We start from the raw sequence: 17,039 nt of genomic DNA on the forward strand, positions 1-17,039 counted from the left end.
AATACTCAGGAGATCTCTGCTGGTCTACCTGTGTCCGCCACCGCTGCTGCCGGTACTGGATCCACCGCCACCACCCGACGACGCTCCGCCGCCACCGCCACCGTGGAAGCCTCCGCCGCTGTTACCACCCATGGCTCCTCCTCCTCCGCCGCCATGGAACGAGCCGCCGGAGCTCTGTGCACCTGAACCGCCTCCGTGGAATCCGCCAGCACCGCCGCCCTGATGGAACGACCCCGCTGCAGCATTGCCGCCGCGATCGCCGTGGAATCCGCCTGCCTGCCCATCCGGCCCACGATGGAACGATTGGGCGTTCGTGCCTGCCTGATGGTTGTCGTGGAAGCTCCAGGAGTGGTTGTCATGCGCGGGTGAGTTGAGTGATCCTGAGCGTGCTGCCGCTGTTGCGGTTCCACGATCTGCCATGGAGTGCTGCTCCATCGCCGGCGGTTCGTAGAACTGGCGATTTACAAATCCGCTGTGTTCTACGTGGTTCGAGACACCGTGCAGGTTGCCCAGTTGGCGAGGGACTCCGAGGCCTGCCGAGTTCCGCTGAAAGACGAAGTTTCCAGGCCTGTCGATCTTCGAGTACACGAGCGGGGTACGGTTTGCGAGCACAAGGGTCGAATGCGGAGTTTGCGTGGGCCGTTCCGGTCCCGGAGGCCGCAGCGGCACTCCACCACGAGCGACGCCCTGGGCCGGCACTCCCGGCTTACCCGGTATAGGCCTTCCCTGCAGGATAGGGGATCCATTCGCCAGGCCCATCCATGTTGAGCCCGGTCTCCATCCCCAGCCAGTGCCCGGGCAGAACGACCATGCTCCGGAGTGGTAGGGCAGCCAGCCCCATGGGTAGGGAGAGACCCAGGAGTAGCCCGCTCCCTGGTACCACGCCCAGACGCCGTTGCCGTAGGGGTCCCAGCCTGTGCCTACGAAGTAGGGGCGCCACATTGAGCCGCAGCCGCCCGCGTTCACGAAGCCGCCATAGTAGTTCAGGTCCGAGACGCCGTAGGAGTAGAGCGAGCTTCCGTAGGCGGAGGCTTTCGAGTAGCGATGCTGATAATCGAGAGCGTTCTTGTTCCATTCGTCGTAGTCGGACTCTTCAATGTCTTTCTGGACGTCGATCTTTCCAGTGGGGGCGGAAGCCGTTTCGAACGTTGCCGTGTGTTTCTTCGAGACGATGGCTGAGTTTTGGCCTGCTTTTACCTCCACATCTCCGTTGAACACGGCAAGAACGACCTTCTTGTTCTCCTCTTCCAGACGCAGATGGCTTCCGGGGGGGACTGTCATTATGGAGTCTCCGGTCTTGACGGTGAACTCGTTGCCCTTGGTCTTCTCCAGATTGACGTACGCGGTGCCCTTGATCAGAGATATCGTCGTGGCCTTAGCGCCGGTGCTGCGCAGAATCAGCTGCGGGAAGTTGACCTGCGAGTCCGGCGCAAGGAGCAGCGTGCTGCCGTCTTCGAACTCAACCTCCGCGTAGCCATCCTCGCCCGTCGCCAGACGCGAGCCCTCGACGATGGGCATGTTCTGCATGGTTTTTTCAACCTTACCGGTTCCGCGATCGAGTCCGATGTGTCCCTGGACCTGGCTCATGCGGACGATCCGTACATGCGAATCTCCCGGTCCTGCGCCGTCGTTCGCGGCGGGAGGAGCTGCCGCTGGCGTAGCTTCCGTCGCCGGTACTGTGCTTGCGGCGTCCACGGAGACGGCCTGTTGTGCGGTCACAACAGCAGAATTTTGGGCGGAATTTTGGGTGGGGCTTTGGGCTGCGTTCTGGGCTGGATTCTGATCCTGGGCGGCCAGCCCACCTGCCAGCGCGATTATCCAACCTGCTACTGCAATCGAGGCCGTCTTCATGAGAGCACCTGGCCCTTCTGTTTTCGTATCTTCCGGTCCATGGGATCGGGAGGCGAAAAAAGTATACGCCCAGTTTAGATATTCGGTCCTGGAAGAAGAAACTATATTTTTCGAGCGGTGAACCGGATGTATTTCGGGGGAGGCGGGCGTGAGGCCAACGCTCCAGCCAAACGGCGCGGAGCCGTCGAAGCTCTGGGAAACCGTACTGTTCCGGCCTATAATGGCCTATGGCAATCGCTAATCCGACCTCTCAGCAGGTCGGCTCCGAGCCAGATCCTCACAATGTAGCCAAGGGTCAACCGGAGAATTCCGATCTCGGTCCGAGCGTCGAGCCGCATCCGGCTCCGCTCTCCATGGCTCCCGTTGCCCCCATCGCCGCAAGGGAGGAGTCCTCGGCGTCGCACCTTTCGGGATTGGCGGCAAGCGATATTCGGGATATCGACGAAAAGTTCCAGAAACTGCTCGACACGGTCCACCTGAACCGTCCGGGGGATGATCTGGAGATCATCCGCAAGGCGTGGGCCCTCTGCCTGCAAAAGCATGAGGGTCAGAAGCGCGCCAGCGGAGAGCCCTATGTGATTCATCCTCTGGAGGTTGGACAGGTACTTGCGGAGCTGAAGATGGATTCGACGGCCATCGCCGCGGGCCTGCTTCACGATGCAGTAGAAGATACCGATGTGACCTCTGACGAGATCGCCGGGCGCTTCGGTGAGCAAGTGGCGCACATCGTCGAAGGTGTCACCAAGCTGGACAAGATCAAGTTCGCGAACCGCGAGGACCACCAGGCGGAGAACATCCGGAAGATGCTGCTGGCGATGGTGACGGACGTTCGCGTGGTCATCATTAAGCTAGCCGACCGGCTGCACAACATGCGCACGCTCGAGCACCTGAAGCCGGAGAAGCAGCAGAAGATCGCACGGGAGACGCTGGAGATCTATGCTCCGCTTGCCCATCGGCTGGGCATGGGTAAGTTGCGCGGAGAGCTTGAAGACCTCGCCTTTCGCTACACGGACGCCTTCACGTACGAGCAGCTCTCGAATGAGGTCGACGCCCTGCGCGGCGCAGGCGAGGAGTTCCTGAAGAAGATCGTCACGCGCCTCGAAGATAAACTTCGCGAGTTCAAGATCGAAGGCCGCGTGGAGTGGCGCATCAAGCGGCTCTACTCCATTCAGCAGAAGCTGCAGGACCAGAAGATCCCCGTTGACCAGGTCTATGATCTGCTCGCGATCCGCGTGATCACCCATACCGTGCAGGACTGCTACGCCCTGCTGGGTCTTCTGCACTCCATCTGGAGACCGGTGCCGGGGCGCATCAAGGATTTCATCGCGATGCCGCGGCCGAATCTCTACCAGTCGCTGCACACTACGCTGATCGCGGAGGGCGGTCACCAGTTTGAGGTGCAGATCCGCACCGAGGACATGCACCGCGTCGCCGAAGAGGGCATTGCAGCGCACTGGAAGTACAAGGCCGACGACAACGTCAGCGCCAAGGATGAGCAGAGGCTTGCCTGGGTTCGGCAGCTGATGGAATGGCAGCGCGAGATGAGCGACCCCAACGAGTTCATGTCGACGCTGAAGATCGACCTGTACCCGGAGGAGGTCTATACCTTCACCCCCAAGGGCAAGGTGGTTGTTCTTCCCAAGGACGCCAGTCCTATCGACTTCGCGTATGCCATCCATACCGAAGTTGGGAACACCACTGTGGGGGCAAAGGTCAACGGGCGCATTGTCCCGCTGCGCACCAAGCTCAAGAACGGCGACATCGTCGAGATTTCTACCCAGACAGGGCACACGCCCAGCCGGGACTGGCTCAGCTTTACCAAAAGCTCTAAAGCGCGCAACAAGATCAAGCACTGGCTCAACGAGCATCAGCGGCAGCGTGCGATGGAGATTGGGCGCAAGCTTTTGGACCGCGAGGCTCGTAAATACAAGCTGGCGCTGAACAAGTACAACACTGCTGATTTCGATCGCGTTGCCGGGGAATATGGCCTGACCAGCGAAGCTGAGCTGTTGGCGGGCGTAGGCTTCGGGAAGTTCTCCTCCCGGCAGGTGCTGAACAAGCTTGAGCCCGGATCGACGATGGCTCCGGAGCCTGCACAGCCTGAACCGGGAATCGTGGGGAACACCCTCGGCCAGATGTCTGATGCGGTGAAGCGCGTCTTCTTCGGCAAAGGATCGGAATCGCTGCAGGTGGAAGGACAGGACGATCTTCTGGTGTATCGAGCGCGATGTTGTAATCCGATTCGAGGCGAGGAGATCATTGGCTACGTCACACGCGGTAAGGGCGTGGCGGTCCACGCAAGAAGCTGTCCCAACGTACAGAACCTGCTCTATGAATCGGACCGCCGTATCCAGGTAGAATGGGCTCCGACCCACACGGAGCCCGGAGCGGTGAAGGCCCAGACTTATCCCGTGAAGCTGACCGTTATCTGCGAAGATCGCACAGGTATGTTGAAGGAGTTCACCGCCATCATCTCCGACGACGGGACGAATATTCGGAGTGTGGATACGAAGCCGCTTCCGGATGGGATGGCGGTGGTGGATTTTGTGATTGAGACGGTGGACGTTCGCCATCTAAACCGGCTGGTCGAACGGCTGCGACGTGTCCCCGGCGTGCGCGAGGTCCAGAGAGTTCAGAAGATTTAGATTCCTTCTTCTGCTTGCTCCCGATCACCGCGCGACGCGCGTTTCCCAACATCGTGTTGCTATAGATTCCCATCGAGCATCCCCCAAAGGACATCGCTCACTGCGGCTCACGCTGTTCCCGCTTCTTCACAGCCTTGTCCTTCCGTACCTTGTTTGCGATAGCCCCGCCTCCGGCTCCCGCGGCTCCGCCGATCAGAGCACCCTTTCCTCCACCCGCAACAGCACCCAGAACAGCACCACCGGCAGCGGTTCCGCCTACGACCTTTGCTCCTGTGTGCTTGCGATGGTCCTTCTCTGTCTGCTCGCGCTCGGCGCGGTCGTGGGCGGCCTGGCGCGTTTCGCTATCCTGTTGTGCCGGCAATGAGACTGGAAGGGCAAGAATGCTTCCTAACGTTGTGAAAACGATGACTCGCTGAATTTGTATCCACGCGTTTTTCTCTTTATGCTCCATGTTTTTTTGGATGCGGGTGCTGCAGAGACCACCGCGGAGAGGCTGAAAAAAACATTTTGCACGCGAGGTATAAGGTTGCCTGCGATCTCACTTAGACGCCGATTAAACAAGTAGGATTAAGGTGTGGTGAATCGGCGACACTTCCTGAAGCTCTCCGGCGCGGCAACAGCAGGATTATTAAATCGGCGTGGATTCGCTCTCGTTCCACCCGATTTCTCGCTTACGATTGCGCCTTACGCGCTTGAGGTTGCTTCTCGCCGTTTCGTCAAAACCACTGCCTATAACCAGCAGGCTCCCGGGCCCCTGTTTCGCATGAAAGAGGGTGTATCGGTGACGATCGATGTTGCGAATCACAGCAGCAGCGAAGAGATTGTGCACTGGCACGGCCTCTTTTTGCCGCCAGAAGTGGATGGCGCCATGGAGGAAGGCACACCGCACATTCCGGCGGGAAGCAGTGCTCGCTATACCTTCACTCCAGAGCCTGCCGGATTTCGGTGGTATCACACGCATACTTCCGCAGGAAATAATCTGAAGAAAGCTCTCTACAGCGGGCAGCATGGATTTCTGCTGATTGAGCCGCGCGAGAATCCGGCGCGCTACGACCAGGAGTTCTTTCTTGGGTTGCATGACTGGGACGGCACTTTGCAGGGGAGCGATGACGGCTCCATGAACGCCGTTTATACCTTCTCGACGATCAATGGGAAGACGCTTGGTTTTGGGGAGCCCCTGAGAGTGAAGCAGGGCCAGCGCGTGTTGCTGCACATCGTCAACACCAGCGCAACCGATCCGCACTGGATCGCCTTCTCCGGCCACAAATTCCGCGTTATCGCGCTTGATGGCAACCCCGTGCCTTCGCCTCGCCTTGTGGAGATGCTACATCTCTCTCCGGCAGAGAGAGTCTGCGCCGAGGTGGAGATGGACAATCCGGGCGTGTGGGTTCTGGGGGAGGTCCGAAAGCACGTGCAGGCCGCGGGCATGGGGGTTGTGGTCGAGTATGCGGGACGCTCCGGGAAGCCTACCTGGCAGCAGCCCCAGGCGCTTGCGTGGGATTATCTGCCGTTTGGCGTGATCGATGCCGCTACACCTTCAGCGGAGATTAAGGTGAATACGATTCCCTTGATCTTTGAGTCGAAGTTTGTAGGGCACGGCGCCATGGATCGCTGGATGATCAATGGCCGATCGTTTCCCGATACCGAGACGGTGGCACTGAGGTATGGTCAGCGATATCGGCTGGTGATGAAGAACAAAAGCATGGACGATCATCCCGTGCATCTGCACCGTCATACCTTTGAGGTGCGGCGACTGGCGGGTCGAGAGACACGCGGTATTTTGAAAGACACGCTGCTGGTGAGCGCAGGTACAGAGGCGGAGGTTGAGTTCACCGCAAACCGCCCGGGTCTGTCGCTCTTTCACTGTCACCAACAGGACCACATGGACATGGGCTTCATGATGCTGTTCCGGTGCTCCTGAACCTTGTGCGGACGAACGGGAAACTTGTTTTGCGAAATCGAAAGAGACTGCTGTATTTATTCGCGTGCATGGCACTGTTGAGCGCGGGGGCGCTGGATGCGAAGGCGCAGGGCAACTATGAGATCCAGGTGTACGGATCGGACACGGTGGCGCCGAGAAGCACGATGGTGGAGCTGCATTCGAATTTCACCCCTGAAGGCTCGAAGTCGACGGACGACGGCACCTATCCCACCAATCATCAGTTGCATGAGACGCTCGAGATTACGCAGGGACTCAACAGCTGGTCGGAGGTCGGGTTCTATCTCTTCACCAGCTGGCAGGATGGTCATGGCGTGCAGTGGGTGGGAGATCACATCCGTCCGCGTGTGCGCGTTCCCGATTCCTGGCACTGGCCGGTGGGCGTGAGCCTGTCGACCGAGGTCGGCTATCAACGCTCGCAATATTCGCCCGATACGTGGACGTGGGAGATTCGCCCCATCGTCGATAAATCGATCGGTCGGTGGTACATGGCCGTCAACCCGGCGCTTGAACGCACGTGGCACGGCCCCGACACATCGCAGGGGGTCGGCTTCGCTCCCGCGGCAAAGATTGGCTATGACTTCAACCGCAAGGTCTCGGGTGGTTTTGAGTATTACGGCAACTTCGGCCGTGTGTGGTCGTTCAGCGCGCTGCACGATCAACAGCAGCAGGTCTTCGCCGTGACCGACCTGAACGTGTCTCCGAAATGGGAGCTCAACTTCGGCGTCGGACTCGGCTCGACCTCGGCAACCGACCACTTGATTTTCAAAGCGATCGTAGGCCGGCGCTTTAATTGGGGAAAACCGTCGCCGGTGGATTAACTGGTTCAGCGCGAGTCCTCATGCGCTTTTTCTTCACGGCTTATTTTGGCCCCTTCCAATCTGGTCTCTGCTATTCTCTGTGCCAACGTTCTGAGGCGCCGATGCCGCAAGGGAACTGGCAGCAGCAGGGAAGGACCGGTCAGGAAGCCGTCCTCGCGGAGGATTCGTCTTCCTGCGATTCACCTGTGTGGCCGATGGTCGTTGGCGTTGTGGCTGCCGCCTTCGTCCTGGAGTTCTTCTGCTCGTGGCTGCGCCAGGGAACACTTCCACGAATCGGCCTGATCCTTATTGCCACGTCGCTTCTGTTTACCGCGGTGATGGTGTGCGGCTTTGTTGTCCGATCGATCTACTCCCGGATTGTTCCCGGTAGAAGAAAGGTCATCACGCCGGTCGTGCGGGCAGCCTGCCTGACGGCTCTTTGGATTCCCGCGTGGCTTCTGTTTATCGAGACGTGGTCCCTGCTGATGATCGCAGCGGGAACGATTTGCCTTGCGTGCCTGGGAGCGTTTCTGAAGCTCTGCCAGATCGAGGCTGCCCCCGCAGAGATTCAACCCTCACGCCCTGAGCCGGGCACGCCATTCCTGTTCAGCGACGGCTTGCTGGCGCGGAAGCTTCTGCCCTCTCTGTTGCTGGTGCTGCTGTTCGATGCGGTGATTGCCCTGGCGGCGATCCGGTGGTTTGTCATGGCCTCCCTCGCTTCGGGAGTCTTTGCGGGAGTGCTGGCTTGGCGTGCGGCGGTGCGCAGCTCCGCTACGGGCGGTCAAACCGTTCTCTCAGGCAGCAGGCAGACGACGATTGCGACGGCAGCATTCCTGTTCACTGTGATCGCGCTGTTGCCGTACCTGCGGGTGGGGGTTCTCGGTGGCCTCAACTTCCACTTAGGCAAAAACGTGACGAAGAAGTCTGCCGCTGTGCCAAAAGATGCGGCGACCTCGAACAGCGATGGCTATGTGGGCATCATTCTCTTGCCGATGACGGAGCAGCAAAAGAAGATCATTGCGCCGGTAAAACGAACGTTGGTGCCGAACTTCGGTGTCAAGATTGCCGAGCCGATGGAGATACCGTTCGATGGCCAGTACTGGTACTTCAAGTGGCCGGAGAAGCAGCCGCGGCCGACGGCTCGCGTAGTGCGAGGCAGTTCGACGAAGACGCAGGTGCGTTCGAGCGACCGGTACCCGCTGTTGATGGAGGCGCACCAGAAACTGGCCCAGCCGTTGGATCTGGGCTGCTGCTCGGCGATGGACCTGGTGGTGGAGAACGGCGACCAGCTGGATGGGCCGATCTCGCTGGAGCTATGGGTGAAGAAGCTGCCGAATACGCAAGCCGCAGTCCGGCAGCGAGTGAACGCGGTCGCCCCTGAGCAGGCTCCGCACTATCTGGGTACGGTGGCGATCCCTTCGAGCGAGCTGCCGATTGCACAACGCCCGAATGTGTCTGGAAAGCTGGTGGAGGAGAAGCTGCGCTTTCCCATTCCGGCTGCGATGGAGGGGACGAACTTCGACGAGATTACGGTGGTGGTCCGGCAAGCGCCACAGCGTGCGAGGATGGGCGCGAAGGTGGCGATCAAGAAGTTTGTTCTGGAGCCGTAAGAGATTGTATTTAGCCGCTCAAGCCTTCTATCCCCTCTATTACTAAATTGCAAACAAGTTGCGGCCCGGCGAGAGCGCATGTATGCTTGAGAGCAAGATGACCTTTCCGTCCAGCCGATTTATTAGCTTTATTTACCGCTACTGGTATCCGGTAGCGGCATCGGCGGAGTAGGGTCTTCTGACGGATTAGCTGAGAAGTAAAGCTGAAGTTCAGATAAGATTCGAAGTCCACACGAGCCGCGACCGACAAGGTTGCGGCTTTTGTTTTTGCGGTACAGAGCGTTGTGAGGAGCGTTTCGATGAGCACTACGGCAGCGATAGTGAATCCGGCCGGACCTGTGAGGTCCGCAGTGGGGCGATTCGGAGTCTACGGCGGCAGGTACGTTCCCGAGACCCTGATGGCGGCGCTTGAGGAACTGGAGGCGGCCTATGCGGATGCTCAGAAAGACGCCGCGTTTCAGGCCGAGCTGGCCGATCTGTTGCACCACTATTGTGGACGGCCTACGCCGCTCTACTTCGCAAAACGCTTGAGCGAGACGCTTGGTGGCGCGAAGATCTACCTCAAGCGTGAAGACCTGCTCCATACCGGAGCGCACAAGATTAACAACGCGCTGGGCCAGGGTCTGCTGGCAAAGCGCATGGGCAAGCAGCGCATCATCGCCGAGACCGGGGCGGGTCAGCATGGTGTGGCCACGGCCACCGTTTGCGCGCTGCTGGGCATGGAGTGCGTGGTCTACATGGGCGATGAGGATATGCGCCGCCAGGAGTTGAATGTTCTGCGCATGCGTTTGCTGGGCGCGGAGGTGCGCGGTGTCTCGGCAGGCTCTGCGACGCTGAAGGACGCGATCTCCGAGGCGATGCGTGACTGGGTCACTAACGTGCGCACGACGTTTTATATTCTCGGCTCGGCGCTGGGAGCGCATCCGTATCCCACCATCGTGCGCGACTTCCACCGCGTGATCAGCAAGGAAGCCAAGCAACAGATCCTGGAGCAGGAGGGGAAGCTGCCGACGGCGATCGTCGCCTGCGTCGGTGGCGGATCGAACGCGATCGGAGCGTTCTACGAGTTTCTCGAGGACGCGAACGTGCAGCTGATCGGGGTTGAGGCCGGCGGACGTGGAACTGCTCTCGGGGAACATGCGGCTCGGTTTATGAAGACCGGAGGTGGAGTTCCTGGCGTGCTGCAGGGAACCTACAGCTATGTTCTGCAGGACAACGCCGGACAGATCGCGGCGACACACTCGGTGAGTGCGGGTCTCGATTACGCGAGCGTTGGGCCGGAGCATGCGATGCTGCATGACTCAGGTCGTGCCACTTACACGATGGCGACCGATGAGGAAGCGTTGAAGGCAACGGTCACACTGGCGCGGACTGAAGGGATTCTTCCGGCGCTCGAGAGCGCACACGCTGTGGCGGAGGCGATCCGTCTTGCGCCTACGATGGCGAAGACGGACGTGCTGATGGTGAACCTGTCGGGCCGCGGCGATAAGGACATGGGAATTCTGGCAAGAGAGCTCGATCTCCAGAGCGTCTCGGTGAAGGGATAAGAGACGATGGCGATTGAGTTCACGACAAAGCCCGGCCTGGTGGTCTATCTCACCGCGGGTGATCCCGATCTTGCGACGACGCGCGACATCGCACTGGCAGCGATCGACAACGGTGCGGATGTGATTGAGCTGGGCGTGCCCTTCAGCGATCCGCTGGCTGACGGCCCCGTCATTCAACGCGCCAGCGAGCGCGCCGTCGGTAAAGGAACGCGGCTTACGGATGTGCTCGGCCTCGCGAAGGAACTACGTGCCGCACGGCCGAACGCCGGAATGATCCTCTTCTCGTATCTGAATCCTGTGCTTCGTCTTGGCCTTAAAGATTTCTGTGCGCAGGCCGCCGACGCAGGCGCTGACGGCGTTCTGCTGACCGACATGATCGTCGAAGAGGCTGCGGAATATCTCGAGGCGATGCATACAAACAAGCTGGCTCCGGTCTTCCTCGCGGCACCGACCAGCCCCGATGCCCGTCTCAAAGCCATCGCCGACAACTCACAGGGTTTCGTCTACGCCATCTCGCGCACCGGCATCACCGGCACGCAGTCCTCGCTCACCGAGGACGCCGCGCAGGTGGTCACACGGCTTCGCCAGTTCACCAAATTGCCCATCGCGTTAGGCTTCGGCATCTCGAACGCAGCGCATGTAAAGACAGTGGGCGAGTTCGCCGATGCCGCGGTTGTCGGCAGCGCTATTGTTCAGTTGATTGAAAAGACCGCTCCCGAAGAGGCAGCGGCAACCGTTGGAAGATTTATTGCGGAGCTGCGCGCATGAACGAAGCCCTTCCGAGTCACGCCGGGCATGAAAGAACGCCCGTTTATCATAAGTCGTACGTAAATAACCCGCAGTGGGCCTGCTCGGGAACGCTGCAATATAAGGACATTCGATGGAAATCTCTGACTGGCGGCGAAAGATCGATGAAGTTGATGAGCAGATCGTTCGCCTTATCAACCAGCGTGCTGAAGCGGCACAGGCGATCGGCCTCCTCAAGAAGGGGTCCAGCCTTCCTATATACGAACCGCAGCGGGAACAGAGTGTCTTTGAGCATGTCCGCCGCTCGAACCCTGGGCCGCTGTCGGACGCTGAGGTTGTCGATATCTACGAGCGCATCATCGACGTGATGCGAGCCCTTCAGAAAAAGTAAGGACCATAAATTTTCTGCAGTTTGTAACTTATTCTGTTTCATATCAAGAAAGCGAAACGAAGACGATGATCGTAGCAATGCAGGACTCGGCAACAGAAGAACATATTCAGCTTGTGATCGAGCGAATGGTCGAGCTCGGTTTCAACGTCCACCGTACCACTGGCGCCGCACAGACCATTCTGGCAGGCGTGGGCACCCCCGAGCACTTCGATGTGGCTGAGTTCAAGGTGCTCGGGGGCGTCCACGACGCCTATCGCATCTCTTCACCCTATAAACTTGCCGGTCGCAACTTCCGTCCCGAGGGCACAAAGGTTACCTTCCCAAATGGTGTCGTCGTGGGGGGTAAGGAAGTTGTTGTGATGGCAGGCCCTTGCTCGGTCGAATCGCGGGAGCAGATCCTGTTGAGCGCCAAGCAGGTCGCCGCCGCAGGCGCAAAGTTCTTGCGTGGCGGAGCCTACAAGCCGCGCAGCTCGCCGTACAGCTTCCAGGGCATGGGCGTTGAAGGACTGAAGCTGATGCGGGAAGTGGCGGATGAGACTGGCCTTCTCGTCATCACCGAGGTCATGGAGATCTCGCAGATCGAGATCATGCTGCCCTACATCGACTGTTTCCAGATCGGCGCGCGCAACATGCAGAACTTCAACCTTCTGCGCGAGCTCGGCCACATTCGCAAGCCTTGTCTCTTGAAGCGCGGAATCTCTGCCACCATCGAGGAAGTTCTCCTGAGTGCTGAGTACATCCTCTCCGGTGGCAACTACGACCTGATGCTCTGCGAGCGCGGCATTCGCACCTACGAGACCGCAACCCGCAATACCATGGATATCTCTGCGATTCCGGTGCTCAAGAAGCTGACTCATCTTCCCGTACTGGGTGATCCTTCGCATGGTGTGGGCATCCGCGATCTCGTACCCCCCATGGCGCTTGCCTCCGTAGCTGCTGGAGCCGATGGTCTGCTGATGGAGATGCATCCCAATCCCGATAAGGCGATGAGCGACGGCGCGCAGAGTATGTATCCCGAGCAGCTGGAGAAGCTGGTCGCGCAGCTGAGGCAACTCGCCCCTGTTGTCGGGCGTTCGGTCGCGTAGGGGACGGAAGGAATGGCTGCTGGCATGATGGAGCGCGTACTCATCATCGGAACCGGACTAATCGGAGCATCGACCGGTCTTGCTCTGCGCGCCGCCGGTTTTGGCGGGCGCATCGACGGGTGGGACCAGAGTCTGCTGGAGCTGCGCGCTGCGCTTGAGATGGGCGCTGTCAATGGCGTTGCCGGAAACCAGTGGGGAGCACTCGAACTGGCGCGCCAGGCCGATGTCATCGTGCTGGCCGTGCCCGTGCTTGCCATTAAGGACTGGATGCAGCAACTGGCCACCGTAACCGGTCACGGACAGTTGATCACCGACGTCGGCAGCACCAAACTCGAGATCACTGAACTCGCATCGACGCTCTTCGGTGGCGAGAACCAGGCCTGCTTCCTTGCCGGACATCCGATGGCGGGCAAGGAATCCGGAGGCGCTCTGCTGGCGGAGGCCTCCCTGTTTCAGGGCGCGATGTGGCTGTTCACTCCCAGCGGCGCTCCTCCCTCGGAGATGGAGAAGGAGTGGCGCAGCTGGGTAGGTTTCTTCGGAACCCGCACACTCGATATGGACCCGAAGCGTCACGACGAGATGTGCGCCTGGGTCAGCCATCTGCCGCAGATGCTCTCGACCGCTCTTGCGGCCCTTCTCGAAGACAAGTTTGGCGACGCGCCCGAGATCGCCGCCATCGGGGGACGCGCTCTTCGCGAGACCACCCGTCTTGGAGCGAGTCCGTACAGCATGTGGCGCGATGTCGCGATGACCAATACCGAACCTATCGCCGAGACCCTGCTTGCACTGGAGCAGCGTCTCGGCCATGTTCGGGAGAACCTGCGCACTCCGGGGCTGCGCGAGGAGTTCGCCCTGGCCAATCAGTTCCGAGTACGGCGTTAGAGTTTCAGCCTTTTCAAGGCAAGGAGTGGCATTTTGAGTTCGACCGAACAGGCAGCACGGAGCAGTTTGAACATCAGCCTCGCTGACGTGACGGCGGCCCGAGAACGATTGCGCGATGCGATCTACTACTCACCGTGCGCGCACTCGAAGGTCCTCTCGGCGCTGACCGGCCAGCAGGTCTTCCTCAAGCTTGAGAACCTGCAGATGACTGGTTCGTTCAAGGAGCGCGGTGCGCTGAACCGTATCGCTCTTCTGACGTCAGAGCAGGCTGTGCGGGGAGTCGTTGCCGCAAGCGCTGGAAACCACGCGCAGGGAGTCGCCCACCATGCAACGTCGCGCGGAATCCGCGCGGTCATCGTCATGCCTCTGGCAACGCCCCTGGTCAAAGTTACGGCCACGCGGGGTTTTGGTGCTGAAGTGGTGTTGCATGGCGCCAACTACGATGAGGCCTACGAAGAGGCTCGCCGTATCTGCACGGCACAGAACATGACCTTCATTCATCCCTTCGACGATTCGGCGGTGATGGCAGGCCAGGGAACCATCGGTCTCGAGCTGCTTGAGCAGGTCCCGGATCTTGAAGCCGTGGTTGTGCCCATTGGCGGCGGCGGACTGATCGGAGGTATTGCCTGCGCCATCAAGGAATCGCGTCCGGAGGTCAGGGTGATTGGCGTGCAGACCTCGCGACTGCCCTCGATGGCGGCTGCGGTCGAGCAACGACACCCAGTCACCATTCCGCCAGCGACCACCATTGCGGACGGTATCGCTGTGCGCCGCGCAGGCGAAATCACGTTTCCCGTCATTGAGCGCTACGTCGATGAGATCGTCACCGTCGACGAGGACGAGATCGCCTCAGCGATTCTGATGCTGCTCGAGCGCGAGAAGACCCTGGCCGAAGGCGCGGGAGCGACCGGTCTTGCAGCGCTTCTGCAGAAGCGGACCTCTCTCAAAGGCGCACGTACAGCGGTCATCATCGGCGGCGGCAACATCGATGTCACCCTGCTCAGCCGCATCATCGAGCGCGGCCTGGTGCAGGACGGACGCATGATCCGCCTTCGCATCCATCTGCTGGACAAGCCCGGCGCTCTCGCAGAACTAACCAAGTTGATCGCGCATCATCGTGTCAATATTGTGGACACGCTCTACAATCGCGCCTACTACGGCGTGAACCTCGGCGACACCACCATCGATATCACCCTTGAGACGCGCGGCCGCGAACAGGTCGATGAGCTTCTTGCAGTCCTGGATGCAGGTGGATACGTCTACTCCCGCGTGGTTTAGCGATCAACCCGCCGCAGGTGGCCGCGAGGCTCCCATCAGCAGATAGTCGCCCGGCCATTCCACAGCGTAGCCATGAGGACGGATTAACGTTCCCAGCTGCGCATAATGACGGATGCTGTGAAGGGCCGCATGAAACAACACGGTCTTGCGGGACGCAACGAGGATTCCCAAACTTCGGGTTTTAAGTTCGATCGGCTCGTCCCAGTTCGTCTCTGTCTCCAGGCTCTGCCGATAAAGCGCCATGGCGCGATCGTGTGTCGCATAGATCGCCTCTACGGAATCGTACGGAATGTCGGCGTAGTCTGTCTCAGCCCTGCCGACAAGGCGCTCCGCATAGCGCACCTCCGCTGCGACGATATGCTGCAGAAGCTGGGCCACTGTCGACGTCCGCGCAATATCGCAGGACAGCGCAAGAATCTCAGGATGCGCGGCCAGCAGTTTGCGCCAGTTCGCAGTTGTCGTCTCGTTCCATTTGAGGGCTTCTGTTGCGGTCAACGCCGGTTCGCTCATCGTCACTTCTCCTCAGGGGCAGCTGGTTGCATGATGGGAGTGCGCAACCGCGTCGGCCAGCCAATGCGTACCAGCGTTTCATCGGGATCGCTGAGGGCAAATTCGTACATACCCCAGGGCTTGTCTTCTGGTGTCCTGATCTCGCCCAGAATCTCACCTGCAAAGTTTTTTGCCATCTCATCGACGTTTTCGGCGTAAAGATACAGACCGAAAGGATTCTGTCCCGGAATCAACCATCCCTCCACCGCATTCGTCAGGTGAAGATGACCGCCCCTGTCGTCGCTCAAGATGCGGTAGCCATCGTCAAAGCTGTTCGCGGGGCGATCTCCCGGACGCCTCAAGCCGAGGCGCTTGTAAAAGGCCTCGGAGGCGTCGAGATTGTTGCAGGGAAGTATTGCTGTCAGGCGATGTTCGCAGTCCATAATCCTCCTTGCAAGATCGGGCAAAAATGAACTAGCGCAACGCCCGATGCCCGATATCGCGTCGATACTGCATTCCCTCAAACGAGATCGTCTTCATCCGCGTGTAGATCCTGTCGAGCGCATCGCTCAGGTCGGGCGCCTCTGCTGTAACTGCAAGCACTCGCCCACCTGCCGTCACAAGCCTTCCATCTTTGATCGTTGTTCCGGCATGAAAGATGATCACGCCATCGTCGCTGGTGCTCTCAAGTCCGGTAATCGGGAGTCCCGAGGCGTACTTGCCCGGATATCCTCCGCTGGCCGCAATCACCGTGGCGCTGGCTCCCGGCTTCAGCCGGACGACCAGCGTGTTTGCCGTGCCGTCGATCGAGGCGTTGAAAAGATCGAGGATGTCCGTCTCCAGCCGCAGCATGATTGCTTCTGTCTCCGGGTCACCCCAGCGCGTGTTGAACTCCAGCACCATCGGCCCGCGCGGGCTCATCATCAGACCGATAAACAGGATCCCCTTGAACGGCGTCCCCTCTGACGCCATGCCGGCCACAACCTTCTGCGCGACGTTGTGCATGATCCACTGCCGCATTGCGGGTGTCAGCAAGCCATCGGTCGAGTATGCCCCCATCCCACCTGTATTCGGACCCGTATCGCCCTCGCCTACACGCTTGTGGTCCTGTGCAGCGGCGATTGGAATTGCCTGTTTGCCGTCGCATAATGCGAAGAATGAAACCTCTTCCCCGATGAGGAACTCCTCCAGGACGACCTCGGTTTCGGGAGCGCCCAGCAGAACTCCAGAGAACATCTGCGCTGCAGCCGTCTCGGCCTCGAGGCGCGTATTGCAGATCACCACGCCCTTGCCCGCGGCCAGGCCCGATGCTTTCACCACCACCGGGACAGAGAAGCGCAGGAGAGATTCGCGTACCTCGTCGAGGGTTGTGCAGAGGGCGTGCTCCGCAGTCGGAATCGCATGCCGTTGCATGAAAGCTTTCGCGAAGGCTTTGCTCGATTCAAGCTGCGCCGCGTCCTTCGTGGGACCGAAGACGCGAAACTTCCTATACTCGAGCTCATCCACGAGTCCCAGCGCGAGCGGAACCTCAGGTCCCACCACAGTCAGATCCGGCCGTTCGATCGCGACCACGTCGACCATCGCATGCAGGTTATTTACGTCCACCGGCAGACAGCGCGCGATCGCGGCCATGCCTCCATTGCCGGGGGCGGCTACGACCTCGGTCACCGAAGTGGATTTGCGCAGCGCCCATACCAGGGCGTGCTCGCGCCCTCCACCACCGATCACCAGAACCTTCATGTGCTTCGTCTTGCTCCTCTGAGAAAAGATCAACC

At 59.8% G+C, this 17,039-nt stretch carries 15 protein-coding genes; 10 read left to right on the forward strand and 5 right to left on the reverse strand.

Translation table 11 applies throughout. The features are described 5' to 3' along the window. Nucleotides 1–24 precede the first annotated feature (24 nt). Complete coding sequence (locus tag AC5S26_RS04600) at nt 25–1,851, reverse strand: FecR domain-containing protein (RefSeq protein ID WP_494183672.1); 1,827 nt, start codon at nt 1,849–1,851, stop codon at nt 25–27. 227 nt (nt 1,852–2,078) lie between these two features. On the opposite strand from AC5S26_RS04600, the gene AC5S26_RS04605 reads away from it, so the two are divergent. After that, complete coding sequence (locus AC5S26_RS04605; RefSeq protein ID WP_494183673.1) at nt 2,079–4,496, forward strand: RelA/SpoT family protein; 2,418 nt, start codon at nt 2,079–2,081, stop codon at nt 4,494–4,496. Between the two features lie 97 nt (nt 4,497–4,593). Here the strand turns inward: AC5S26_RS04605 and AC5S26_RS04610 are convergent, their stop codons facing one another. Continuing rightward, complete coding sequence (locus AC5S26_RS04610; RefSeq protein WP_494183674.1) at nt 4,594–4,947, reverse strand: hypothetical protein; 354 nt, start codon at nt 4,945–4,947, stop codon at nt 4,594–4,596. A gap of 126 nt (nt 4,948–5,073) precedes the next feature. Here AC5S26_RS04610 and AC5S26_RS04615 point away from each other — a divergent pair, with 126 nt between their 5' ends. From AC5S26_RS04615 to AC5S26_RS04655, 9 genes are all read left to right on the forward strand, one after another. Beyond that, on the forward strand, nt 5,074–6,417 hold the full coding sequence (locus AC5S26_RS04615; protein WP_494183675.1) for a multicopper oxidase domain-containing protein: 1,344 nt from the start codon (nt 5,074–5,076) through the stop codon (nt 6,415–6,417). 29 nt (nt 6,418–6,446) lie between these two features. Further along, nucleotides 6,447–7,256, forward strand: coding sequence for a hypothetical protein (locus AC5S26_RS04620; RefSeq protein WP_494183676.1), 810 nt, complete (start codon nt 6,447–6,449; stop codon nt 7,254–7,256). Between the two features lie 101 nt (nt 7,257–7,357). Continuing rightward, the gene (locus AC5S26_RS04625) at nt 7,358–8,845 is read left to right on the forward strand and encodes a hypothetical protein (RefSeq protein ID WP_494183677.1); all 1,488 of its coding nucleotides are present in this window, start codon (nt 7,358–7,360) and stop codon (nt 8,843–8,845) included. Nucleotides 8,846–9,144: 299 nt separating this feature from the next. Beyond that, the gene (trpB, locus tag AC5S26_RS04630) at nt 9,145–10,392 is read left to right on the forward strand and encodes a tryptophan synthase subunit beta (protein ID WP_494183678.1); all 1,248 of its coding nucleotides are present in this window, start codon (nt 9,145–9,147) and stop codon (nt 10,390–10,392) included. A 6-nt stretch (nt 10,393–10,398) separates the two neighbouring features. After that, on the forward strand, nt 10,399–11,160 hold the full coding sequence (gene trpA, locus AC5S26_RS04635; protein ID WP_494183679.1) for a tryptophan synthase subunit alpha: 762 nt from the start codon (nt 10,399–10,401) through the stop codon (nt 11,158–11,160). Nucleotides 11,161–11,272: 112 nt separating this feature from the next. Further along, complete coding sequence (locus AC5S26_RS04640) at nt 11,273–11,530, forward strand: chorismate mutase (protein ID WP_494183680.1); 258 nt, start codon at nt 11,273–11,275, stop codon at nt 11,528–11,530. Nucleotides 11,531–11,595: 65 nt separating this feature from the next. Further along, complete coding sequence (gene aroF / locus AC5S26_RS04645; RefSeq protein WP_494183681.1) at nt 11,596–12,615, forward strand: 3-deoxy-7-phosphoheptulonate synthase; 1,020 nt, start codon at nt 11,596–11,598, stop codon at nt 12,613–12,615. Between the two features lie 12 nt (nt 12,616–12,627). Continuing rightward, nucleotides 12,628–13,497: a prephenate dehydrogenase gene (locus tag AC5S26_RS04650; RefSeq protein ID WP_494183682.1), complete on the forward strand. Its 870-nt coding sequence runs from the start codon at nt 12,628–12,630 to the stop codon at nt 13,495–13,497. A gap of 33 nt (nt 13,498–13,530) precedes the next feature. Next, on the forward strand, nt 13,531–14,775 hold the full coding sequence (locus AC5S26_RS04655; protein ID WP_494183683.1) for a threonine ammonia-lyase: 1,245 nt from the start codon (nt 13,531–13,533) through the stop codon (nt 14,773–14,775). Nucleotides 14,776–14,778: 3 nt separating this feature from the next. Here the strand turns inward: AC5S26_RS04655 and AC5S26_RS04660 are convergent, their stop codons facing one another. The 3 genes from AC5S26_RS04660 to purD are packed head-to-tail and all read right to left on the reverse strand — an operon-like array spanning nt 14,779 to nt 17,004. Next, nucleotides 14,779–15,285 carry a DinB family protein gene (locus tag AC5S26_RS04660; RefSeq protein WP_494183684.1) on the reverse strand — a complete coding sequence of 169 codons (507 nt, stop codon included), beginning with the start codon at nt 15,283–15,285 and terminating at the stop codon, nt 14,779–14,781. Between the two features lie 2 nt (nt 15,286–15,287). After that, nucleotides 15,288–15,707: a VOC family protein gene (locus AC5S26_RS04665; protein WP_494183685.1), complete on the reverse strand. Its 420-nt coding sequence runs from the start codon at nt 15,705–15,707 to the stop codon at nt 15,288–15,290. Nucleotides 15,708–15,738: 31 nt separating this feature from the next. Further along, nucleotides 15,739–17,004 (reverse strand): phosphoribosylamine--glycine ligase, encoded by a 1,266-nt coding sequence (gene purD, locus AC5S26_RS04670; protein WP_494183686.1) that lies wholly within the window; start codon nt 17,002–17,004, stop codon nt 15,739–15,741. Between the last annotated feature and the right edge of the window lie 35 nt (nt 17,005–17,039).

It is taken from the genome of Edaphobacter sp. FHG110511_03 (genome assembly GCF_059115365.1).